This is a genomic window from Pseudomonas sp. ATCC 43928, assembly GCF_005938665.2.
Taxonomy (GTDB): Bacteria; Pseudomonadota; Gammaproteobacteria; order Pseudomonadales; family Pseudomonadaceae; genus Aquipseudomonas.
In genome coordinates, this window is the sequence record NZ_CP041753.1 from 3,839,100 (window position 1) to 3,862,972 (window position 23,873).

A 23,873-nucleotide genomic window follows, 5' to 3' on the forward strand; every position below is an offset into this window, starting at 1 on the left:
GGATCTCTGACTTGAAGCGTCCCCTCCTACTGCTCCTGATCAGCCTGGCCTTGAGCTCCCCCGCAAGCGCGACGATCAGCGAAAGCCACGGTTATGCGCAGTTCGGCACGCTCAAGTACCCGGCCAGATTTACCCACTTCGACTGGGTCAACCCGCAAGCGCCCAAGGGCGGTACGTTGCGGGTGATGGCGTTTGGCACCTTCGATACGCTCAACCCTTACACCTTCAAAGGTTCGAGCCCGGTTTCCACGCCCAACTTCCTGCAATACGGCATCAACGAACTCAACGAACCGCTGATGGTCGGCACCGGCCAGTACGCGCCGTCGGGCGATGAGCCGACGTCCAGTTATGGCCTGATCGCCCAATCGGTGGAATACAGCGAAGACCGCAGCTGGGTGGTGTTCAACCTGCGCCCCGAAGCGCGCTTCCACGATGGCACGCCGATCACCGCTTACGATGTCGCGTTTTCTTACCGTCTGCTGCTCAAGGAAGGTCATCCGCAATACCGCACCAACCTGCAGGAAGTGTCGCGGGTCGACATCCTCAACCCGCAGCGCATTCGCTTCGTCTTCAAGCGCTCCGGTAATCCGTTGCTGATCCTGCGCCTGGGCGAGTTGCCGGTGTTGCCCCAGCATTACTGGAAAGATCGCGACTTCAAGGCCACCACCTTCGAGCCGCCATTGGGCAGTGGGCCGTATCGCATCACTTCGGTAACCCCCGGGCGGCAGATCGTCTTCGAACGGGTCAAGGATTACTGGGGCAAGGACCTGCCGGTCAATCGCGGCAAATACAACGTCGATCGCATGGAAGTCGAGTTCTACCGTGACAGCGACGTGGCCTTCGAAGCGTTCAAGGCCGGCGAGTTCGACATCTACATCGAGCATCAGGCGAAAAACTGGGACAACGGCTACGACTTCCCGGCCGTGCGCCGTGGCGAGGTGATCAAGGCGCAGATCCCGCACCAGATCCCGACCCAGAGCCAGGGCCTGTTCATGAACACTCGGCGGTCGACCTTCGCCCAGATCAAGGTCCGTGAAGCGCTGGGGCTGATGTTCGATTTCGAGTGGACCAACCGCACGCTGTTCAGCGGCGCCTACACACGCGCCATGAGTTACTACCCCAACAGCGAGTTCTCTGCCACGGGACTGCCGGTCGGCCATGAGTGGCTGTTGCTCAAGTCCTATCGCGATCAGTTGCCCGCCAAGCTGCTCACCGAGCCGTTCAGCCTGCCGCAGACCGAAGGCCGCGGCATTCCGCGCGAAACCATGCGCAAGGCCTTGGGCCTGCTCGCCGAAGCCGGCTGGAAGCTCAATGGCCAGCGGCTGCAGAACAGCATCGGCCAACCGCTACGCTTCGAGATCCTGCTGGTCAACCCGAACCTGGAGCGGATCCTTCAGCCCTACGTCGAGAACCTCGCCAGCATCGGTATCGACGCACGGCTGCGCACGGTCGATCGCGCCCAGTACAAACAGCGCCTCGATCAATTCGATTTCGACATGATCCTGATGACCCTCAACCAGACCCTCAGCCCGGGCCTGGAACAATGGCAGTACTTCCACTCCAGCCAGGTCGGGATCAAGGGCAGCAAGAACTACGCAGGCATCGCCGACCCGGTGGTCGACCATTTGCTCGAACAACTGCTCGGCGCCCAGACCCGGGATGAACAAGTCGCCGCCGGCAAGGCGCTCGACCGGGTGCTGCTATGGCAGCACTACATCATTCCCAACTGGTACCTCAATTATCACCGCTTGGCCTACCGCAACCGGTTCGCCTTCGTCACCACGCCGCCCTACACCCTGGGCCTGAGCGCTTGGTGGCTGAAATCTTCGGAGAAAGATCAATGACTCCCTTACGCGCCCTGCTCTTGCAGGCCAGCGGTCTGTTGTTCGCCGGGCTGGCCTGCGCCGCCCCGCAACACGCCTTGACCCTGTACAACGAGCCGCCGAAATACCCGGCCGACTTCAAGCACTTCGATTACGTAAACCCCGACGCGCCGAAGGGCGGAATCTTCCGTCAGGCCGGGTTCGGTGGCTTCGACAGCCTCAATCCGTTCATCAGCAAAGGCGTGCCGGCCGACGACATCAGCATGATCTACGACACCCTGGCCAAACAGGGTCTCGATGAGCCGTTCACTCAATATGGCTTGATCGCAGGCAAAATCGAAAAAGCCCCGGACAACACCTGGGTGCGCTTCTATCTGCGCCCCGAAGCACGTTTCCACGACGGCCACCCTGTGCGCGCCGAAGACGTGGTGTTCAGCTTCCAGACCCTGATCAAGGAAGGTGCCCCGCTCTACCACGGCTATTACAGCGACGTGGAGGAAGCGATCGCCGAAGACCCGCTCAAAGTGCTGTTCAAGTTCAAGCACAACAACAACCGCGAATTGCCAATGATCCTCTGCCAGTTGCCGGTGCTGCCCAAACATTGGTGGGCCACCCGTGACTTCAATAAGGGCAACCTGGAACTACCGCTGGGCAGCGGCCCGTACAAAGTCACCGAAGTGAAGGCCGGGCGCTCCGTGCGATATGAACGGGTCAAGGATTACTGGGGCAAGGACCTGCCGGTCAATCGCGGGTTCTACAACTTCGACGTGATGACCACTGACTATTACCGCGACAACACCGTCGCACTGGAAGCACTCAAGGCCGGTCAGTTCGACTACTGGCTGGAAATATCCGCGAAAAACTGGGCCAAGGCCTACAACATTCCGGCGGTGACCGAAGGGCGGCTGATCAAGGAAGAAATCCCCAACGGCAACCCCACCGGCATGCAAGGCTTCGTGTTCAACCTGCGTCGTCCGGTGTTCCAGGATGTGCGCGTGCGCCAGGCGCTGACCCTGTTGCTGGACTTCGAGTGGACCAACAAGCAACTGTTCAACGGCGCCTACGTGCGTACCCGCAGTTACTTCGAAAACTCGGAAATGGCCGCCACTGGCCTGCCGGACGCCGATCAACTGGCGATTCTCGACCCGTTCCGCGGCAAGATTCCCGAGCAAGTGTTCAGCGAGGCGTTCCAGAACCCGCTGACCGACGCCAGCGGCATGATCCGCACCCAGCAGCGCAAAGCCTATCAACTGCTGCAAGAGGCCGGCTGGCGGATCGTCGACGACAAGATGGTCGACGCCACCGGCAAACCGGTGACCATCGAGTTCCTGCTGGCCCAGACCGAGTTCGAGCGGGTGCTGCTGCCGTTCAAGCGCAACCTCAGCGACCTGGGCATCGATCTGGTGATCCGTCGGGTCGACGTCTCGCAATACATCAACCGCGTACGCTCCCGGGACTTCGACATGATCGTCGGCAGTTTCCCGCAATCCAACTCGCCGGGTAACGAACAGCGCGAGTTCTGGATGACCGCCGCCGCCGACAAACCCGGCAGCCGCAACTCCATGGGCCTTAAAGACCCAGTGGTGGACCAACTGGTCGAGCAACTGATCAACGCCGATTCGCGCAAAAGCCTGGTGGCCCACGCCCGGGCGCTGGACCGGGTGCTGCAATGGGGCTATTACGTGATCCCCAACTGGCACATCAAGACCTGGCGCGTGGCGTACTGGAACCACATCGGCCACCCGAAGGTTTCACCCAAATATGACATCGGCATCAATACCTGGTGGGTCAAACCCGACGCGACACCTGCGATAGAAGTCGAAACAAAACTGCAAGCCGACCCTGCGGGCACGGAGTAATCAGATGCTGGCGTATATTTTTCGGCGACTGCTGCTGATCATCCCGACCCTGTTTGGCATTCTGCTGATCAACTTCGTGATCATCCAGGCCGCCCCCGGTGGGCCGGTGGAACAGATGATCGCCAAACTCGAAGGCTTCGAAGGCGCCACCAGCCGCATTGCCGGCGGCGGAGCCGAAGTGTCGGTGGCAGGTTCCGCCTATCGCGGCGCCCAGGGCCTGGACCCGGCGCTGGTCAAGGAAATCGAGCACATGTACGGCTTCGACAAATCGGCGCCGGAACGCTTGTGGATCATGATCAAGAACTACGCCACCCTGGATTTCGGCGACAGCTTCTTCCGCGACGCCAAGGTCATCGACCTGATCAAGGAAAAGATGCCGGTGTCGATCTCCCTCGGGCTGTGGAGCACGCTGATCATGTACCTGGTGTCTATCCCGCTGGGGATCGCCAAGGCGACGCGACACGGCAGCCACTTCGATGTGTGGACCAGTTCGGCGATCATCGTCGGTTACGCGATCCCGGCGTTCCTGTTCGCCATCCTGCTGATTGTGGTGTTCGCCGGCGGCAGCTATTTCGACTGGTTCCCGCTACGGGGCCTGACCTCGAACAACTTTGATGAGCTCAGCACCGGCGGCAAGATCCTCGATTATTTCTGGCACCTGGCTCTGCCGGTCACTGCACTGGTAATCGGCCACTTCGCGACCATGACGCTGCTGACCAAAAACAGCTTCCTCGACGAAATCAACAAGCAATACGTGGTCACCGCCAAAGCCAAGGGCCTGACCCGTCACCGCGTGCTCTACGGCCACGTGTTTCGCAACGCGATGCTGTTGGTGATCGCCGGCTTCCCTTCAGCGCTCATCGGGATCTTCTTCACCGGCTCATTGCTGGTGGAAGTGATCTTCTCCCTCGACGGCCTCGGCCTGATGAGTTTCGAAGCAGCGATCAACCGCGACTACCCGATCGTCTTCGGCACGCTGTTCATCTTCACGCTGCTGGGGCTGGTGCTCAAGCTGATCGGCGACCTCACGTACACCCTTGTCGATCCGCGCATCGACTTCGAAAGCCGGGAGCATTGAGATGAACCTGTCCCCTCTCAATCGCCGACGTTTCGAGCTGTTCAAGGCCAACAAGCGAGGCTGGTGGTCGTTGTGGCTGTTTCTGATTCTGTTCGGCGCAAGCCTCGGCGCCGAGCTGATCGCCAACGACAAACCGCTGGTGGTGCATTACGACAACGCCTGGTACTTCCCGGCGCTCAAGCGCTATCCGGAAACCGCGTTCGGCGGTGAATTCCCGCTGGAAGCCAACTACAAGAGCCCGTACATCCGCGAACTGCTCAAGGCCAAGGACGCCTGGGTGGTGTGGGCGCCGATCCCCTACAGCTACCAGAGCATCAACTACGACCTGAAAGTCCCGGCCCCCGCGCCGCCGTCCGCCGACAACCTGCTGGGCACCGACGATCAGGGCCGCGACGTGTTGGCCCGGGTGATTTACGGTTTCCGGATTTCGGTGCTGTTCGCTTTGACGCTGACCATCCTCAGCTCGATCATCGGCGTGATCGCCGGCGCCTTGCAGGGCTTTTATGGCGGCTGGGTCGACCTGGCCGGGCAGCGTTTCCTGGAGATCTGGTCCGGGCTGCCGGTGCTGTACCTGCTGATCATCCTCGCCAGTTTCGTGCAGCCGAACTTCTGGTGGCTGCTGGGGATCATGTTGCTGTTTTCGTGGATGAGCCTGGTGGATGTGGTGCGCGCGGAGTTCCTGCGCGGGCGGAATCTGGAATACGTGCGCGCGGCCCGGGCGCTGGGCATGCAGAATGGTGCGATCATGTTCCGCCACATTTTGCCCAACGCCATGGTCTCGACCATGACCTTCATGCCGTTCATCCTGACCGGCGCCATCGGCACGCTGACCGCCCTCGACTTCCTCGGCTTCGGTTTGCCGCCGGGCGCCCCGTCGCTGGGTGAGTTGGTGGCCCAGGGCAAATCCAACCTGCAAGCGCCGTGGCTCGGTATGAGTGCGTTTGCGGTGCTGGCGTTGATGTTGAGTTTGCTGGTATTCATCGGCGAGTCCGCTCGCGATGCCTTCGACCCGAGGAAGTGAAATGAATCAGGACAATCTGATCGAAGTGCGCGACCTGGCCGTCGAATTTGTCGTTGGCGAGCACGTTCAGCGGGTGGTCGAAGGCGTCAGCTTCGACATCAAGCGCGGCGAAACCCTGGCGCTGGTGGGTGAAAGCGGCTCCGGCAAATCGGTGACTGCCCACTCGATCCTGCGGCTGCTGCCCTATCCGCTGGCCCGGCATCCGTCCGGCACCATCACCTATTCCGACCGGAACTTGTTGGAGCTGAAAGAGAAAACCATCCGCCACATCCGCGGCAACCGGATCGCGATGATCTTTCAAGAGCCGATGACCTCGCTCAACCCACTGCACTCGATCGAGAAGCAGATCAACGAGGTATTGGGCATCCACAAGGGCCTGACCGGCAAAGTCGCGACCAGGCGCACGCTGGAGCTGCTGGAGATGGTCGGCATCCCGGAACCCGAGAAGCGTCTCAAGGCCCTGCCCCACGAATTGTCCGGTGGCCAGCGCCAGCGGGTCATGATCGCCATGGCCCTGGCCAACGAGCCGGAACTGCTGATCGCCGACGAACCGACCACCGCTCTGGACGTGACTGTTCAGCTGAAAATCCTCGAATTGCTCAAGGAATTGCAGGCCCGCCTGGGCATGGCGCTGTTACTGATCAGTCACGATTTGAACCTTGTACGAAGAATTGCGCATCGCGTATGTGTCATGCAGCGCGGTTGCATCGTCGAACAGGCATCGTGCGAAGAATTGTTCCGCGCGCCGCAGCATCCGTACACCCGGGAACTGCTGGCAGCGGAGCCCAGCGGCAAGCCTGCGACCAATGTAATTGGCCCGCCCTTGCTGCAGGTCGAGGACCTGAAAGTCTGGTTCCCGATCAAGAAAGGCTTTCTGAAAAAGACCGTCGACCACATCAAGGCGGTGGACGGCATCAATTTCAGCCTGCCCCAGGGACAGACTCTGGGGATTGTGGGAGAAAGCGGTTCCGGCAAGTCGACGCTCGGTTTGGCGATTTTGCGGCTGATCGGTAGCAAAGGTGCGATCCGTTTTGAAGGCAAGCAGCTAGACTGCCTGACGCAGCAACAGGTTCGGCCGCTGCGGCGGGAAATGCAGGTGGTGTTCCAGGACCCTTTCGGCAGCCTGAGCCCACGGATGTGCGTGAGCCAGATCGTCGGTGAAGGCCTGCGGATCCACAAGATGGGCACCGAGGCCGAGCAGGAACAAGCGATTATTGCGGCACTCAAGGAGGTAGGCCTGGATCCGGAAACCCGGCACCGCTACCCCCATGAATTTTCCGGTGGGCAGCGGCAGAGAATCGCCATTGCCCGGGCTTTAGTGCTAAAACCGGCGTTGATTCTGCTGGACGAGCCGACTTCGGCCCTCGACCGCACCGTGCAACGCCAAGTGGTGGAGCTGCTACGTTCACTGCAAACCAAGTACAACCTGACGTATCTGTTTATCAGCCATGACCTGGCTGTCGTCAAAGCGCTGAGCCACCAGCTGATGGTGGTCAAGCATGGCCAAGTGGTCGAACAGGGAGACGCGCAAAGTATCTTTGCCGCCCCCCAACATCCGTATACACAGCAGTTGCTGGAAGCCGCTTTTCTGGCACCAGCCACTGCGCAATAAACCTGAAAGAGAGGAGCAACACATGGGTTTTCTCGCCGGTAAGCGCGTACTGATCGTCGGTGTCGCCAGCAAGCTGTCCATCGCATCCGGCATCGCTGCCGCCATGCATCGCGAGGGCGCTGAGCTTGCCTTCACTTATCAGAACGACAAACTCAAGGGTCGTGTCGAAGAATTCGCACAGGGCTGGGGTTCGAGCCCTGAGCTGTGCTTCCCGTGCGACGTGGCCAGCGATGCCGAAATCGCCAAGGTCTTCGAAGAGTTGAGCAAGAAGTGGGACGGCCTGGACTGCATCGTGCACTCCGTCGGCTTCGCCCCGGGCGACCAACTGGACGGCGACTTCACCGAAGCCACCACCCGTGAAGGTTTCCGCATCGCTCACGACATCAGCGCCTACAGCTTCGTGGCCCTGGCCAAGGCTGGTCGCGAAATGATGAAAGGCCGCAATGGCAGCCTGCTGACCCTGTCGTACCTGGGCGCCGAGCGCACCATGCCGAACTACAACGTAATGGGCATGGCCAAGGCTTCCCTGGAAGCTGGCGTACGTTACCTGGCCGGCTCCCTGGGCCCGGACGGCACCCGCGTCAACTGCGTATCGGCTGGCCCGATCCGCACCCTCGCCGCTTCCGGCATCAAGAACTTCCGCAAAATGCTGGCCGCCAACGAAGCGCAAACCCCGCTGCGTCGTAACGTCACCATCGAAGAAGTCGGCAACGCCGGCGCCTTCCTGTGCTCGGACCTGGCGTCCGGCATCAGCGGCGAAATCATGTACGTAGACGGCGGCTTCAACACCACCGCCATGGGCAACATCGAAGAGTGATCTTCGGTTAGCCGTTAAAAAACCCGCCTCTTCAGGCGGGTTTTTTGTGCCCTCAAATTCAAAAGATCTTCACAACAAACACTGAGCAAACAACTGCTGGATCGGCTGTGTACGCTGGCTATAACGCTGCAACAGCACGATCTCCCGGTAGAACGTCAGCTCTCCCAGCGGGATGATCCTGACCTTCGCCCCATGCTCAAGCCACAGCCCCGCCTCGGGCAATAGCGAAACACCCAGCCCGCATTCCACCATCTTGACAATGGCTTCCAGCTCATCCAGCTCCAGAGCCACCTGTACATCAATCTGCTGCTCGCGCAAAAAACGCGTCACCAATCGCCCACCGAATGAATTGCGGTCGTAGCGTACGTGGGGATGGCTGGCGAGTAACTGCAGCGGGTCATCCCCCTCGAGGTCGGCCGGCACGATCAGCACAAACGGCTCCCGGCGAATGACTTGCACCGATAATTCCTTGGGTAATTCAAACGGCGGCTTGATCAGAATCGCCAGGTCCACTTCGCAAGTATCCACCTGGCTCAGCAAGTTCAGGGATACCCCCGGCACCAGTTTCGCCTCCAGCAATGGCGCCTGTTGCCTGAGTCGCAACAGCGTCCGTGGCAACAAACCGGTCTGGACGGTGGCCACCGCGCCGATCTTCAATTCGCCACGAAACTCACTGATGTCATCACTGACGGCCATGCGACTGAAGATCTCGAGCATTTCCTGAGCCATCGGCAACGCTCGCTGCCCTGCGGCATTGAGGAGCGCCTGGCGCCCGGTGCGATCGAACAGACGTATGCCCAACGCCTGCTCCAGATTGCGGATCTGCGCGCTGACCGCCGACTGAGTCAGGCCGATGTGCATGCCTGCCGCTGCGAACGTGCCATGGCGCGTCACGGCAATGAAGGTTTTCAGTTCCCGCAGCATACGGCCCCCCAATTGATCGAAATAATTTGAGCTCGCTGCAAAAATTATCGTCTTTCAATCAAAAAGCACAGGACTAAACTCAGCCTCAACGCTCAACCCGTCGAGGCACATCCGATGCAACTGTCCCCTTTTCATTTGGCCATCCCGGTTTACGATCTGGACGCTACCCGGCATTTCTATGGCGAGGTGTTCGGCCTGGAAGAAGGTCGCTCCAGCGATCACTGGGTCGATTTCAACTTTTTCGGCCATCAACTGGTGATTCATCTGGCCCCGAAAAACGCTTCTCAGGAAGCCGCCCATACCAACGCCGTGGACGGCCACGACGTACCGGTGCCGCATTTCGGTGTGGTATTGCCGATGGAAGAATGGGAGGCGCTGGCCGAACGCCTGAAAGCCCTGGGTACACACTTCGTGATCGAGCCGGGCATCCGGTTTCAGGGATTGGTGGGCGAACAAGCCACGATGTTTCTTTTCGATCCCTGCGGCAATGCTCTGGAGTTCAAGGCGTTCAAAAATATCAATCAGTTGTTCGCCAAATGATCCGCCTGCCCCTTGACGCCACCACCCTCAGTGAAGCGGTGGTCAATGGCGAGACCACCGCTGCCATCGTCGTCGAAACCTTTCTTCAGCGCATTCAGGCGCGGGAGCCGGATATCCAGGCTTTCGTCTCGTTCGACGCCCGGCAGGTCCGCGCCGATGCGGCGCAGCACAACGGCCAGGGTCTGCTGGCCGGCGTCCCCGTGGGTATCAAGGACATTTTCGACACTGCGACCCACCCCACGCAGTTCTATTCACCCATCTATACCGACCATCAACCCTCCCGGGACGCCCACGTCGTGACGCTGCTGCGCCAGGCCGGGGCGCTGATCATGGGCAAGACCCATACCACCGAGTTTGCGTACATGCACACCGGTCCAACCCGCAATCCCCACGACCTTACGCGAACGCCGGGCAGCTCCAGCGCGGGCTCGGCGGCCGGGATGGCTGCAGGGTTCTTTGCCCTGGCGCTGGGCACCCAGACCGCTGGCTCGTTGCTCAAGCCGGCATCCTACTGCGGCCTCTTCGCTTTCAAACCGTCGCTGGGCCTGGTATCGCTGGAAGGGGTAAAACCGTTGGCGCCGAGCTTCGACACCGTGGGTTGGTATGGCCAGTCAGTGCGCGACCTGCACCTGGTAGCGCGCGTGTTGATTCCCGGGTTTGTGATGCCGGACATCGAGCGGCGTCCGCTGCACTTGGGGTTCTGCCGCACGTCGCGCTGGGATCAAGTGGACCCCGACGTGGTCCTTGCCCTGGAACAGGCGGTGGATCAGTTGCGCAGCGCCGGCCATCACGTGAGCGACGTACGGCTGCCGGATGAGTTTGCAGGTGTGTTCGACGATCATCAGTTGATTAACGATTGCGAAGGTGCCCGCTCGCTGGCAAAGGAGTTTCAACAACACCGAACACAATTGAGCCCTTCGACCCTGGCCATGTTCGAGCGGGCGGCGACCACAACCTGGCAACAGGAATCCGCTGCCAAGGCGCGCCTGGCTGATCTTGCCCCACGCTTGAGCGAGCTTTGCCGCCCCTTCGACGCCATGCTCGGCGCCTCTTGCGGGATGGTCGCGCCGGTCGGCCTGGAAAGCACCGGACCGTCGGATTTCATCAAGTTCTGGGGGGCGTTTGGCTGGCCGCAACTGAACATACCGCTGAGGCCCGGCCAAGCCATGTTGCCTGTCGGGCTACAGATGATCGGAAGGTTCAGAGAGGATGGTCGGCTGTTACGAACGGCCGAGCACGTTGCAGCGGTTTTGCAAGGCGCCATTCAAGAATGACGAGCTTCGAACTGTCGGGCACGCAACGCCTTATCGACCAGAGCCAGCAGATCTTGCGCCGTTTGGGTTAGCTGAGCATCAAACTCGATCTGCCCGACACTGAAGCGAATGTCATAGCCACGATGCACCGTGGCATTACGCTCATCGAGTATTTCTTCGAGGCGCGCCCTGATCGCGGCAATCTCCACCGTGTTGGCGCCGGTCAACAAGGCAGCAAACTCATCGCTGCCCAGCCGACCGATCACATCGCTTTCACGAAAAGCGATGCGCAGCACGTCGGCAAAGGTTTTCAGGGCGTTGTCGCCCTCGGCACGCCCATACAACCGGTTGATGCGCTTGAAGTCGTCAAGGTCGAAAAACAACAGGGTCGCAGGTTGGCCCAACTGCCGACAAGCCTCCAGCGCCAATTGGGCCAGAGCCTCGAAGCCATGACGATTGGACAGCAGCGTCAACTCATCCATGCTCGCCATCTGCACGCCCATCAGTTCTTGCTCGGCCTTGCGCGCCAGGTCGCGCAGTACATCGCGGTCCTGCACGGCGCCGTCGAGGACGTTCGGCGTGCCCACGCCGGGTTTGAGCGGTTTTTCTGGGGTTAGCATTACTCACTCCCTTGATGGATATAAACGTTAGAGTCGTTCACACCCGGTTTGACTCCCTATAAACGCGCCGCTGGTCAGCTACCCGCCACCGGACACGGCCCTCCAGCGTCCGCCCAGAGTTTGAACTGGGTGACGAAAATGTCGTGGGGCACCGGCACCGGCGTCCGTCCCTCACCTGGATGCCAGCCCCAGAGCACCAGTTTGTCCTCGCTGACATGTTTGATCAGTGCCGCAAAATCACGATCGCCATTACTGGAACGATCCTTGATCATTGCGCACAACCTGTCGGGCGGCAGGCCGATCCAGGCCATTTTGTGCGCGGCTGGCGGCAGGCTCCAATGCGGCGCTCCAGGCGGTGTGTGAGGCCCATAACTGGCGGGCGGATTGCTGTCGGCATGGCAACTGGCACACGGCAGACCGGCCGCCCCTTTGCCATCCATCCCGCGAACCACCCTCATCGCGTGAGGATTGCCGGCGTCGAACTGTAAAGGCGAATCGCCGGGGATATGGCAGTTCTGACAGCGCGGGCTCTGGAACACCTTCTGTACCGTGTCAAACGCCTTCAGCGCCTCTTTATCATCAGCGAACAGGTCCGAGGCATAGCCAGTCAGCCCGATCAGCACCACCGCGCCCAGCAACAGATGTCGTTTCATGTCACACCCCCGACAATTGCAGCGGCAGTTCCCGCAGACGCTGCCCGGTCAGGGCAAACACCGCGTTCGCCACGGCCGGCGCCACGGGCGGTACACCAACCTCGCCGATGCCGCCGGGTTTGTCGGTGCTGGGGACGATATGCACTTCGACCACGGGCATTTCGTTCAGGCGCAACACCTGATAGTCGTGAAAATTGGATTGCTGCACCTGGCCGTTCTTGAACGTCAGTTTGCTGTGCAAGGTAAATCCGAGACCGAAGGTGATGCCTGACTCCATCTGCGCGGCGATGCTCTGCGGGTTGACCGCAATGCCGCAATCCACCGCACACACCACCCGGTGTACGCGAATCGCCAGGTTGTCCTGCGACACCTCCGCCACATGGGCGACGTAGCTGCCGAAAGACTCATGCACCGCCACGCCCAATGCGTGGCCGTCCGGCAACGGCGCTTTCCAGTCGGCTTTCTCCACTGCCAGATTCAGCACCCCCAGATGCCGTGGATGCGCCTTGAGCAAGGTTCGTCGATATTCCACCGGATCCTTGCCGGCCGCCTCGGCCAACTCATCGATCAACGACTCCATGACGAATGCCGTATGGGTATGCCCCACCGACCGCAACCACAGCACGCTGATGCCGGTTTGCGGGGAATGCAGGTCGATCAGGTGATTGGCCAGCCCCTCAAAATAAGGACTGTCGGCCACACCTTCGACGGAGGTTTTGTCGACACCGTCCTTGACCATGGTCGCCTCGAACGACGTGCCGGCCATGATCGACTGCCCGACCAGCATATGCTTCCAGGCGATCGGCATACCGTCGGCGTCCAGCCCGATGCGTGCCTGATGCAGGAATGCCGAGCGATAGTAACCGCCGCGAATGTCATCCTCTCGGGACCAGACGGTTTTCACCGGTTCGCCCGCCGCTTTGGCGACGTACACCGCCTCGCTGACAAAGTCCGAGGTCGGGTTGGCCCGACGCCCGAAGCCGCCACCGAGGAATTGGGTGTGGATCTCGACCTGTTCGGGTTTGAGCCCGGTGATCTTCCCCGCGATCATCTGATCCAGGGTCTGGAACTGCGTGCCGGTCCAGATTTCGCATTTGTCCTTGGTGATTTTCACCGTGCAATTGAGCGGTTCCATCGGCGCGTGGGCCAGGTACGGCACGCTGTATTCGGCCTCGATAGTCTTCGCCGCCCTGCCCAACATCACCGTCGCGTCCCCGGCCTGGCTGACCGAGGTCCCGGGGGTGGCGGCGAGTTTACGGAAGCTTTCCAGCAGTTGCTGGCTGTCGAGCCCGGCGTTCGGCCCCGGTTCCCATACAACCTTCAGCGCATCGCGCCCCAGCTTCGCCGCCCAATAATGATCGGCAATCACCGCGACTCCCGTGGGCACCTGCACCACTTTGTGCACGCCAGGCACCGCCAGCGCCTCGGCGCCTTCGAAGGATTTGACGCTGCCACCGAACACTGGCGGCCGAGCGACCACCGCAGTCATAAGCCCGTCGAATTGCACGTCCATGCCGAACTTGGCCTGCCCGGTGATTTTCTCCGGGGTATCGAGGCGCTTGGTGGGTTTGCCGATGACCTTCCAGTCCTTGGCTTCCTTGAACTTGATCGAGGCTGGATCCGGCACCGGCAACTTGCCGGCGTCATCCGCCAGTTCGCCGTAAGTGGCGCGTTTGTCGCCGGCAATGACCACGCCCGATTCGGTGCGAATCTGCGAAGGCGCCATGTCGAAGCGCTTGGCCGCCGCGTCGATCAGCATCAAGCGCGCCGCTGCGCCGGCCTGACGATAGCGATCGAACTCCATCCAGGTCGAGGTCGAACCGCCGGTGATTTGCATCCCGCCAAACGCCGGCAGGCCATACTCGGCGGCCGAGGCTGGCGCGTGTTCGACGCGAATTTTCGACCAATCGGCGTCCAGTTCTTCGGAGATCAACATGGTCAGGCCGGTCCAGATGCCCTGGCCCATTTCCGAATGGCCGAGCAGCACAGTGACGCTGTTGTCGTTGCCGATGCGTAAAAAGGCATTGGGCGCGAATTCCTCTCCTTGATTCTCGGCACCGAAGGCGAAGCGATGGCCGCCAGGAATGACAAACGCCACCACCAGACCGCCACCCAACACGGCACTGCCCTTGAGAAAACCGCGACGCGAGACAGGGTTGATGCTGTTCATTGCTCAGACTCCCTTCAACGTGGCTTCAACGTCGCCTCACCCGATCTCGGCGGCGCGTTTGACCGCGGCGCGGATTCTTGGGTAGGTGCCGCAGCGGCAAATGTTGCCGGACAGCGCCTGGTCGATGTCGCTGTCGGTAGGCTTGGGGATCTTCGCCAGCAACGCGGCCGCCGACATGATCTGCCCGGACTGGCAATAACCGCACTGAACCACATCGAGTTCGGCCCAGGCCTGTTGCACCGGGTGCGAGCCGTCGCTGGACAGGCCTTCGATGGTGAGAATTTTCTGCCCGTGGGCCACCGCCGTGGCGGGCGTGATGCAAGAGCGCAGCGGCGCACCGTCGACGTGGACGGTGCAGGCGCCACACTGGGCCATGCCGCAACCGAATTTGGTGCCCGTCAGGTGCGCGACATCGCGCAGAACCCAGAGCAACGGCATGTCCGCGGGGACATCCAGTTCCTGGTCCTTGCCATTGATATTCAGGGTCAGCATGGCTGATTTCCTCAGACTCACGGTGTTCTGAAGGGGCGCCGCTGTGGTAGCGAAATACCTACGCGGCGCCTCGGGTCATCCCTACAGCTAAGCGCAATTTGACCCACAAGCCATGTTCATCGACCACCGGTCGCTCCCGTCCCGTAGCAGCAGCCTCGCGCAGCTCGGCAGCTGCTACGGACTTGTCGATCTACGGCGCCACCCGTCTACTGCGGACTGGCTAATCTGATAATCCAGTGTGTTCAACCTGCCGAGGACAACCGCCATGCAACGCTTTCCAAAAATCACGCCCTGCCTGTGGTTTGACGATCAGGCCGAAACGGCGGCGAAATTCTATTGCTCGATCTTCGATCACTCGAAAATCACCGCCATCACCCATTACGGCAAGGCCGGTCAGGAAATCCACGGCCGCCCGGAAGGTTCGGTGATGACGGTCAGCTTCGAGCTTGATGGCCAGACCTTCACCGGTCTCAATGGCGGGCCAGTGTTCACCTTCAACGAAGCGGTGTCGTTCCAGGTCAATTGTCAGAATCAGGAGGAAGTCGACCACTTCTGGGGCAACCTGTCCGCCGGTGGGCCTGTGCAGGCGCAGCAATGTGGCTGGCTCAAGGATAAATTCGGCGTGTCATGGCAGATCGTGCCGATCGCGCTGATGCACATGATGCAAGACCCCGATACGCACAAGTCCCAGCGCGCGATGCAAGCGATGCTGCAAATGAAAAAGCTCGACATCGCCGAACTGGAACGAGCCTTTGCCGGCCAGAGCTAATACACTCAGGCACTGGCCCGCCAAGGACATCGAGATGAAGCACACCGTCGCCAAAGATGCAGACAAAGCCCCGCGTTTCTGGCGCGACGACGCCCTGCCCTTCATCGAAGCCCGCTCCATCGCCGACGGCCGCGAGGTCTGCTACGCCCGGCATTCCCACGAACACTTTTCCATCGGTGCTATCACCGCTGGGCGCAGCACCTACATCCATGAGCAATCGGAGTTTCAGGTCAGCGCCGGTACCGTGGTGTTGATGAACCCCGGCGATGTGCATGCCTGCAATCCGATCGATGACCAGCCTTGGTCGTACCTGATGCTGTACGTCGAGACGCCTTGGCTGACTGACTTGCAGCATCAGCTCGGCTTCAGCCAGGATTCGGCGTTTCGCCGGTTTTCCATCACCCACAATCGCGATCTCGAGCTGTTTGCCGGCCTGAAGAACGTATACGAGGTGTTGATCGATCAGCAGCAAGACGTGCTGCGCAAGCACAGCGCGGCGGTGGAGTTTTTCACCGAGGTGCAACAGCGGCTCAACCCTATAGATCAACCGTTGCGCGAGCCTAACTTCAAGCTGGAACGGGCCGCCGACTACATCCGCGATAACTGCACGCACCAGCTCAAGCTCGAAGACATTTGCGAAGCGGCGCAACTGTCGCCGTCCTACCTTATCCGCGCCTTCAAACAGCATTACGGCATGACGCCCCATGCATTTCTGGTAAACCGGCGCATCCAGTTCGCCCGGGATCGACTGCGTAGCGGCAGGCTGATCGCCGATGTCGCATTGGAGGCCGGATTTGCTGATCAGGCGCATTTTCAGCGGGCGTTCAAGCAACATCTGGCGGCGACACCAGGGCAATATCGCGGGTAAGTTAATATGTCGACATGCGCCCCCTGTCAAAAACAGGTTAGTTAATATAAACCCACGAGCCATGCCGGTAAAATTCATACAAAGTCATATAACTAATATGACAACACTCCAAACTCTTATTTAAGCTCCCTTCCCACGCTACAACCCAATATCAGAAGATGGAGCTTCTTACTTGAACACGCCGAACAACAACGTATTTCATTCCAGCAACCAACGCGAAAAACAATTAGTCATTGAAGCCATCGCCAACTTCCTCAGCGATGAAGACGTCATGGCAACCGTTGGATGGTCGTGGGATCGTGTATCAGTTACCTGTGACCCGAATTCCGACTTCTCCCAACTACATCATCCAGCTACTACCTGCCTGGCGAGGCTCAGCCGGCAACCCGACTTCAAAAAAATCGCGGTCGAACAAGGCATCTCCCGAACAAACATCTTTCATGTCAATGAACACGGCCAACTCTTTTATTCCTATGACAACATCAGTACCCGTGAAACCAACGGTGAGCTGATCACTGTCAGTTTCTTCTCCGAGCGTAACGACATCGCCCATCACTTCACTGGCGTTGCCGATATCGACGAACAACTACGCCTCCTTTCAGGCAGTGCCAAGCTGACTGGCGGATGGGTGACGTCCACCGAAAAAATCACAATAAGTCAGTGGTTGCGTTTTCACAGCTTGCCACTTCCGGCCAGCGTGGAAAGTGCAAAAGAGTTAATTGACTTACTGAATGTCACCCCCCTTCCAGCACCGTCGCCCTATGGGAACTACTGGGAGTTGCTGAGCCCTCCCAAAGACTCACCGTTCGAACTCACGGAGAAAAATCGCGCCCTCATTCGCGATGTGATCGAGGAAGAAACCGGAGGCGAACTTCCTTTGGTTTCGCTTTATGGCCATGCGCTGAAACTTGAAAGCTTTTCCGCCGACAAACTGCCCACCAGCCAAGGTTACCGTCTGACACGGCTGATCGATATTGCAGTGTCGAGCGCGAATAATGGGCATGCGTTCATGACGGCATTAGGCTGGTTCGCTGATGAAAACGGCCCCAAGCCCACCGAGCAGTTCATCGAACAGCTGATGATTGCGGTGATGCTGCTTGACCTTGATCCGGAACTGGACAGCGCCAATACCTCGTTTGCAGGTTTTGACCTCTACTCGAAACGTCATTTGCTGCTTTCCCCCTCAGCGGTCCGCACGCAACTTGAACAGCATCTGGTCAGCCAACTCAAGCTCGACGCCATGATTGCCCCGCTCGTCGCGGAATGGGTCCTGGGTGGCATGGCGCCGGAATATCTTGCCCATGAACTGCCGTCCAATCTGCGTATCGGCACACCGGCGTGGGTCGTCTTCACCCAGGCCGTACACTTTGCCGAAGCGATCACCCCCGGTGTTTCCCGGAGCATGGCCTACCAACACCTGCTGGGGTTCGCCCGCGCATCGCAATTGACACCCGAGCTCAAAGCAGTGTTTGCCGCACACTCGGCTGACCCGGTGATCACTTGGGCGCTGATGAACGACCTGATCTCCCGGGATTCAGAGGGCAACCTCAATCAGCAAGCCGTTACGGTGGCGATGGATGAGTACAAGCAACATGCGGACATGATGACGAGCGCCTTGATTGATCTGGGCAAACCGCTGCCCCATCGCAAGGCGCTCGCGCTTAAAGAACTGAAATCCCAGGTGCCGGATTGTGACCCCGAGGAACTGTTGGTCAAACATCGCGGAACGGGCGGCGGCGCAGGAAGGCGGGTATCGGTTGTCGATCTTTACCTGGGCGACGAGCTTCACACCCAGGATTGGGATCGAGCCAAAGGCACCAGCATTTACGAGGCTTTCCCTGATCTGGCTGACATGTACCCCGTTGCGGATTTATTTCAGCAAGCGGTCCACAATCATCACAACTCAATGACCGAAGCATTGTCGGCCATTATCAACGTCACCTTTTCGCAACTAAGCCCGAAGGACAGGTCGTTCATCGAGGACGGCCATCTAGGTATCTATAGTGTTCAGGAATACACAACCACCCGATTTACCAATATTCCCAACCCGACGGGCGTAGCAAGACCAGCGACGCCCGTTCCAGGGAAGACGGGCCGTTATGGCGTTCTCATTTGTGCGGTACTTGATTCAGAGCTTCGTTGTTATCAACTGTTTCCAATGAGGACGGAATGCGTATACAGCGAGGAACTTGGCGAAGTGTTTCGCCCTCTCTTCATGGCCAGTGGGTCCGCTGTAGCGACGTTTGTGAACCACAAACACCATTTGGAAGGCCGTCTGGATATACAGGCTTATCGAGCGAACACGGCCCCCCGCAGCTATTCCCGGTCCGCCTTTTTTATCCGCAAGATCGGAGAATTCAACCCATCGTCGGCCAGTGCAGGCCCCCCCTCGCCGAACCGTTACTTTCGTTCCACGCGAAAAGAAGCAATCAGCGACCTTATTGCAAAAGAGAACCCCTATTTCACTGTAGATGAACTGATGCAACTGGGCCTCGATCAGACACGACGGGAAAAAGCGATTGAAAAGACCGACGCCATCTTCACATTCATTCTGAACCTGATCATTCCGTTCAAGGAATGCGTCGAGGAGCTTTCCTCGGGGGTTGCTGCCCGACAAAACCGCGCTATTCACGGCTGTGTCATGGACGCGGCGGCCCTCGCTGTTTCCTTTGCCGTCGTCGGCATTAAAGTTACCGCTATCAGCGCCAAGGCCACGACCCTGGTCTCCAAACTCCTTTCCACGTCCAAAGTTGTTGGCAGTACTGTCATCAGCCTTTTCAACCCCATTGACGGAGTGCCTCAACTGCTCAAGGGCGGCGGAAAACTATTGGCTCGGGGCGTGAAGAAACTAGGCGCTCATGCGCTCTCCACCCCGTATCTGGCTCGGCGGCAGTTGCGCTATCTGACGGGCGCGAACAGCTATGATCTACTCCGGGCCATCAACCATACCGGCGCAGGCCCCCGGATTCGAATGTCGCTGGACACGGTTGCCCATGGTCGAGCGCTGTTCAAGGACGACAGCATTCAAACCGTTGAACAGATTGTGACCCGCCTGGGCAACAAGAACAGTCGACTGCCAGATGGCGCTCTGCCGTCCGAACTGGAGCATCTGTTCAACAATGCGCTTGTTGAATCGGCGCTCGGACTCAAGCAAGCGCAAGATCTGCAGGGATTGATCGGTCGAACGCCTGTTGAAGATCTTTTCAAGGCAGTCCTGGAAAAAGCTCAATACAGCTACACCAGCGCCCGCTCCGCATCCGGTGCTCAAGGTTACGCCGATACACTGGCAACCTTTGCCCAGGTCGAAGCGAAAAACGTCACCTACATGAAGAATTACCAACAAAACGTATTACAGCAAGACCTGGGCAAGGTACCGTTTAATCAGGTCATGCCAGAATCAGCCTTCAATCCAATGGGCTTTACCGATAACTCGCAAAGGGCCGGCGCCTGGATCGTCAATGGTTCTACCTCCCCTGGCAACGACCTCGACAGCATCGTTGCGGTACTGCGCGAGTACGCCGGCAATCAAAAAACACTGACTGATCCGACCGTGATCAAACAGCTGCATGCCCGTATCGTGCCAGCCACCTCGGACGTCGTGCGCGTGGGCGTCAATGACAAGAAATACGCTAGCAACATCAGTGGATTCGCCGCGATGGAACAACATCTGAAAACACTGAACTCCAGTCATGAGCATTTCGACAAACAGTTGCTGGCGACCGTCGTAGGTTTCCACGGTCTAGGCGACGGTAATGGCCGTACGGGTCGTGCCCTGTATGCCATCAGCCAGCTTCGAAACAACCGGTTCACACCGCTGACAAAACAAGAGTTCAGTTTGCTGCACGGACTCGATTAAGGTAAATGACTGAGGGTATGTTGCTTAGGAAAGCAACAAATACACCGCACTCAGCCCTAGCAACAATGCCATGAGCCGGTTGAACCATCGCATGCCTACAGGATTATTCAGATAACCCTGCAGGCATGTCCCGGCATACGCCCAACAGCCGACTGACACATAGCAGATCACCAGATACACCGCCGCAAACTGCCAGACCAGCCGCGCCTCACCGTCCGCGACGAACGCGCCCATGCCCGCTACACAGGCCAGCCAGGCTTTCGGATTGAGCCATTGCATCATCGCGCCATATAACATCGACGGCGCCCGGCGCGATTTATCCGCATCGATGCGGCCATCGTCCGCCGCCAGTTTCCAGGCCATGAACAACAGAAACGCAACACCCGCCAGTTGCACCACTTGCGTCAGCGCCGGCCACAACCGCAATACCTCATGCAACCCCAATCCCATCAATACCAGCAATAAAACGAAACCCAGCGTTGCTCCGGCGACATGTCGCTGACTGGCGCGAAAACCGAACTGCGCCCCCGAGCTCAACGCCACAATGTTCACCGGCCCCGGTGTAATGGAAGCGACCAAGGCAAACGCCGCCATGGAAAGAATCAGACTCATTGCATACCTTCTTCAATTCAGTTGAACCAGGGCTCAAAGTAAAGAGCCAGGGGAATGCTGTATTGAAGAAAACAACCCTTGCCTGTCCCGCGACGCATGTCACTTCCTGTAGGTTGCAAGACTGTCACGAGGGACCTTATGGCGGGCCTATACTTCAAGAGTCGGCACACTCGATGCGGGGCGCGTCGAGTGATCGTTCACGCAGGCCACAGCCTGCCTTCATCGTAGGGAGGAGAAGATCATGGCGCGTAAATACATCGACTGCCGCGAGTTCCCAAGCGCGTCCAAATGCTCGGTCGCCCTGTCCGCAGACTCTGAAAACGAACTGCTGGAGGCCGCGGCACAGCATGCGGTCAGTGTTCACAAGCACACCGATTCACCAGAACTGCGTGCTCAACTGAAGACAATGTTCCACGACGGCACCCCGCCCGTAGAAGCACCGCGTCCGGCGTAGGAACGCAAAAAGGGACAGACCACGATTCAAGGCAAATGCCGAACAATCGTGGTCTGTCCCGTGTTTTTCCCGTGTTTTTCTCTGTACGGCTATTTGCATCCACCGCTGTATGGGCCAAATCACCAACCACCCATGATAAAAATACCGCTCTCGTTCCTAGAGCCCCGTTCATGGACCTCGCCACCCTCCTCCTGTTTTTGCCGGCCTGCTTCGCCCTGAACATGGCCCCCGGCCCAAACAATCTGCTGTCGGTCAGCAACGCCACCCGTTATGGCTATCGTCGTGCCTGTGTGGCCGGCGTCGGGCGTTTGCTGGCGTTTGCCGGGATGATCGGCCTGGCCGCCGCCGGATTGTCGGTGGTGCTGAAAACCTCGGAATGGCTGTTCTATGCGATCAAGATCATCGGTGCCGCTTACCTGTTGTACCTGGCGTGGCAACTGTGGCGTGCCAATCCCGAGGCCGAGCAGCACATCACCGGCACGCCAGTGGGGATCCTGGCCCTGGCGCGGCAGGAGTTTCTGGTGGCAGCGGGTAATCCCAAGGCCATTTTGCTGTTCACCGCCTTCCTGCCGCAGTTCGTCGACCCGACCCAGGCGGTGGCGCCACAATTCGCGGTGCTCGGCGCGTTGTTCCTGCTGCTGGAATGGATTGCCATCAGCGCCTACGCCTACATGGGCCTGCACATGCGCCGCTGGTTCGCCGAACCACGGGGCAAGCGGATGTTCAACCGTTGCTGCGCGGGGTTGCTGTCGGCGGCAGCTTCGGTGCTGTTGATGGCGAAACGGGCCTGACCTTTACGCTTGGGACGGTCCTTTCAGTTCGACCTGGTTGCCGTCCGGATCGAAGCAATAGATCGACAGCCCGTTGCCTTCGGCACCAAAACGCACGGCGGCTTTCTCGGGTTTCAGGCCGAAGGACTGCAAGTGACTGACCAGCGCATCCTCGTCAAACGGTTCGATGCGCAGGCAGAAGTGATCGACGTTGCGCCGTTCGCGACCAGCGGCAGCCCCGCCCGTGCGGCCGAGTTCGCCCTGGATATCGACGAGGTCGATCATCGAGGTGCCCGCACGCAAATGCACCAGGCCCAGATCGTCGCGGCGCTTGACCAGTTCGGCGCCGAGTACCTCGCCGTAAAACGCGATGCTGCGTTCGAGGTCCTCGACGCGCAGGACGATGTGATCGATGTGTTTAATCGTGAATGCTTGCATTGGGATGGATTCCTGAAAATATCGTTTACAGCATTGCCGGTGACCCGATGACTGTAGCTCAGGGTACAAAAATTCTCTGTCGATTTTCCGGTAGAGGCGCCAGGCAACGCGGCTTATGCTCAGCCCATGAACCTACAAAACGCTGTGCTTCCGCCCCACGCCGAGATGGTTCGCGCCATGCTCGAACGCGACACCGCCTACGAGGGGGTGTTCTTTACCGCGGTCAAAACCACCGGCATCTTCTGCCGCCCCAGTTGCACGGCGCGCAAACCGAAGCCGGAAAACGTCGAGTTCTTCGCCCATGCCGATGAGGCGATGTCGGCGGGTTATCGAGCCTGCCTGCGGTGCAAGCCGCTGGACGCCGCGGCCATTGCGCCGGACTGGGTGCAACGACTGCTGAAATCCGTCGACGCCGACCCCGACCAGCGCTGGACCGATGCCCAATTGCTCGCCGAGGGCATCGAGCCGCTGAAACTGCGGCGCTGGTTCAAGCAGCATTTCGGCATGACCTTTCACGCCTGGTTGCGCAGCCGACGCCTGGGCATCGCCCTCGGTGGCATCAAACAGGGCGAATCCATCGACAACGCGGCGTTCGATTCCGGCTACGAATCCTTGAGCGGTTTTCGCGATGCGTTTCAAAAGTCATTCCACATCACCCCCGGTCGCGCCGCCCACAGCGAGCCGTTGCTGTTCACCCGATTGACCACGCCACTGGGACCGATGATCGCCATGGCCGAACGGCGTGGGCTGGTGCTATTGGAGTTTCTCGACCGACCGGCATTGACCAAGGAAATCGAAGAACTGCAGAACCATTATGGCTACGCCGTGGCCCCCGGACACAACGGGCATTTGCAGCAGATCGAAGAGGAACTGGCGCAATACTTCGCCGGCAAACGGAGCGAATTCAACGTGCCCCTGCACCTGCCCGGCAGCGCGTTCGCCAAGCAGGTGTGGAGCGAATTGATGAAGATCCCCTACGGCCAGACCAGCACCTATGGCGCGATTGCCGCGCAACTGGGCAAGCCCGGCGCCAGTCGCGCCGTGGGCATGGCCAACGGGCAAAACCGTCTGGCGATTGTGCTGCCCTGTCATCGGGTGATCGGCGCAGACGGCTCGTTGACCGGCTATGGTGGTGGACAACCGCGTAAAGCGTTTCTGCTCAGGCTGGAAAGCGCCGCGGTGCAAATCACCCAACAACTGGCATTCTGATCACTCCATTGTTTTTCAATAAAAAGTCATAAGGA

At 59.4% G+C, this 23,873-nt stretch carries 21 protein-coding genes; 14 read left to right on the forward strand and 7 right to left on the reverse strand.

Annotated elements, in window-relative coordinates:
* Positions 1-11: 11 nt before the first annotated feature.
* The 6 genes from FFH90_RS17430 to fabI are packed head-to-tail and all read left to right on the forward strand — an operon-like array spanning position 12 to position 8,210.
* Entirely contained in the window at positions 12-1,844 is a 1,833-nt protein-coding gene (locus FFH90_RS17430; protein WP_138867721.1) for an extracellular solute-binding protein, read from the forward strand.
* Positions 1,841-3,682, forward strand: coding sequence for an extracellular solute-binding protein (locus tag FFH90_RS17435; RefSeq protein ID WP_096480091.1), 1,842 nt, complete (start codon positions 1,841-1,843; stop codon positions 3,680-3,682). Before FFH90_RS17430 ends, FFH90_RS17435 begins: the two co-directional genes overlap by 4 nt.
* Positions 3,683-3,686: 4 nt before the next feature.
* Positions 3,687-4,760 carry a microcin C ABC transporter permease YejB gene (locus tag FFH90_RS17440; RefSeq protein WP_018929626.1) on the forward strand — a complete coding sequence of 358 codons (1,074 nt, stop codon included), beginning with the start codon at positions 3,687-3,689 and terminating at the stop codon, positions 4,758-4,760.
* 1 nt (position 4,761) lies between these two features.
* On the forward strand, positions 4,762-5,781 hold the full coding sequence (locus tag FFH90_RS17445; protein WP_007906755.1) for an ABC transporter permease: 1,020 nt from the start codon (positions 4,762-4,764) through the stop codon (positions 5,779-5,781).
* 1 nt (position 5,782) lies between these two features.
* Positions 5,783-7,393 carry an ABC transporter ATP-binding protein gene (locus tag FFH90_RS17450; RefSeq protein WP_018929627.1) on the forward strand — a complete coding sequence of 537 codons (1,611 nt, stop codon included), beginning with the start codon at positions 5,783-5,785 and terminating at the stop codon, positions 7,391-7,393.
* Positions 7,394-7,415: 22 nt separating this feature from the next.
* Positions 7,416-8,210: an enoyl-ACP reductase FabI gene (gene fabI, locus FFH90_RS17455; protein WP_007937760.1), complete on the forward strand. Its 795-nt coding sequence runs from the start codon at positions 7,416-7,418 to the stop codon at positions 8,208-8,210.
* Between the two features lie 69 nt (positions 8,211-8,279).
* Here fabI and FFH90_RS17460 read toward each other — a convergent pair whose 3' ends face one another.
* Positions 8,280-9,134 carry a LysR family transcriptional regulator gene (locus FFH90_RS17460; RefSeq protein WP_138867722.1) on the reverse strand — a complete coding sequence of 285 codons (855 nt, stop codon included), beginning with the start codon at positions 9,132-9,134 and terminating at the stop codon, positions 8,280-8,282.
* A 114-nt stretch (positions 9,135-9,248) separates the two neighbouring features.
* Here FFH90_RS17460 and FFH90_RS17465 point away from each other — a divergent pair, with 114 nt between their 5' ends.
* Both FFH90_RS17465 and FFH90_RS17470 read left to right on the forward strand, forming a co-directional pair.
* Positions 9,249-9,674 (forward strand): VOC family protein, encoded by a 426-nt coding sequence (locus FFH90_RS17465; RefSeq protein ID WP_138867723.1) that lies wholly within the window; start codon positions 9,249-9,251, stop codon positions 9,672-9,674.
* The gene (locus tag FFH90_RS17470; protein WP_138867724.1) at positions 9,671-10,948 is read left to right on the forward strand and encodes an amidase; all 1,278 of its coding nucleotides are present in this window, start codon (positions 9,671-9,673) and stop codon (positions 10,946-10,948) included. Before FFH90_RS17465 ends, FFH90_RS17470 begins: the two co-directional genes overlap by 4 nt.
* Here the strand turns inward: FFH90_RS17470 and FFH90_RS17475 are convergent.
* From FFH90_RS17475 to FFH90_RS17490, 4 genes are all read right to left on the reverse strand, one after another.
* Positions 10,939-11,547, reverse strand: coding sequence for a GGDEF domain-containing protein (locus FFH90_RS17475; RefSeq protein WP_064618228.1), 609 nt, complete (start codon positions 11,545-11,547; stop codon positions 10,939-10,941). The genes FFH90_RS17470 and FFH90_RS17475 overlap by 10 nt on opposite strands.
* 74 nt (positions 11,548-11,621) lie before the next feature.
* A complete protein-coding gene (locus tag FFH90_RS17480) occupies positions 11,622-12,200 on the reverse strand; it encodes a hypothetical protein (protein ID WP_018929632.1) in 579 nt (192 codons plus the stop codon).
* A gap of 1 nt (position 12,201) precedes the next feature.
* The gene (locus FFH90_RS17485; protein WP_138867725.1) at positions 12,202-14,370 is read right to left on the reverse strand and encodes a xanthine dehydrogenase family protein molybdopterin-binding subunit; all 2,169 of its coding nucleotides are present in this window, start codon (positions 14,368-14,370) and stop codon (positions 12,202-12,204) included.
* A gap of 36 nt (positions 14,371-14,406) precedes the next feature.
* Positions 14,407-14,862 carry a (2Fe-2S)-binding protein gene (locus tag FFH90_RS17490; protein ID WP_007937751.1) on the reverse strand — a complete coding sequence of 152 codons (456 nt, stop codon included), beginning with the start codon at positions 14,860-14,862 and terminating at the stop codon, positions 14,407-14,409.
* 265 nt (positions 14,863-15,127) lie between these two features.
* Between FFH90_RS17490 and FFH90_RS17495 the strand changes: the two genes are divergently transcribed.
* From FFH90_RS17495 to FFH90_RS17505, 3 genes are all read left to right on the forward strand, one after another.
* On the forward strand, positions 15,128-15,631 hold the full coding sequence (locus FFH90_RS17495; RefSeq protein ID WP_018929635.1) for a VOC family protein: 504 nt from the start codon (positions 15,128-15,130) through the stop codon (positions 15,629-15,631).
* Between the two features lie 34 nt (positions 15,632-15,665).
* Positions 15,666-16,499 (forward strand): AraC family transcriptional regulator, encoded by an 834-nt coding sequence (locus FFH90_RS17500; protein WP_138867726.1) that lies wholly within the window; start codon positions 15,666-15,668, stop codon positions 16,497-16,499.
* Positions 16,500-16,671: 172 nt separating this feature from the next.
* Positions 16,672-20,355: a hypothetical protein gene (locus FFH90_RS17505; RefSeq protein ID WP_138867727.1), complete on the forward strand. Its 3,684-nt coding sequence runs from the start codon at positions 16,672-16,674 to the stop codon at positions 20,353-20,355.
* Positions 20,356-20,379: 24 nt separating this feature from the next.
* On the opposite strand, the gene FFH90_RS17510 is transcribed toward FFH90_RS17505, so the two are convergent.
* Positions 20,380-20,967 (reverse strand): LysE family translocator, encoded by a 588-nt coding sequence (locus FFH90_RS17510; RefSeq protein WP_018929638.1) that lies wholly within the window; start codon positions 20,965-20,967, stop codon positions 20,380-20,382.
* Positions 20,968-21,208: 241 nt separating this feature from the next.
* Between FFH90_RS17510 and FFH90_RS17515 the strand changes: the two genes are divergently transcribed.
* Positions 21,209-21,421, forward strand: coding sequence for a DUF1059 domain-containing protein (locus FFH90_RS17515; protein ID WP_007937743.1), 213 nt, complete (start codon positions 21,209-21,211; stop codon positions 21,419-21,421).
* 170 nt (positions 21,422-21,591) lie between these two features.
* Positions 21,592-22,212, forward strand: a complete 621-nt coding sequence (locus tag FFH90_RS17520; RefSeq protein WP_019579340.1) for a LysE family translocator — start codon at positions 21,592-21,594, stop codon at positions 22,210-22,212.
* Between the two features lie 3 nt (positions 22,213-22,215).
* Here FFH90_RS17520 and FFH90_RS17525 read toward each other — a convergent pair whose 3' ends face one another.
* On the reverse strand, positions 22,216-22,629 hold the full coding sequence (locus tag FFH90_RS17525) for a VOC family protein (RefSeq protein ID WP_018929640.1): 414 nt from the start codon (positions 22,627-22,629) through the stop codon (positions 22,216-22,218).
* 126 nt (positions 22,630-22,755) lie between these two features.
* On the opposite strand from FFH90_RS17525, the gene FFH90_RS17530 reads away from it, so the two are divergent.
* Positions 22,756-23,838, forward strand: coding sequence for a bifunctional transcriptional activator/DNA repair enzyme AdaA (locus FFH90_RS17530; RefSeq protein WP_138867728.1), 1,083 nt, complete (start codon positions 22,756-22,758; stop codon positions 23,836-23,838).
* The last annotated feature ends 35 nt before the right edge of the window (positions 23,839-23,873 follow it).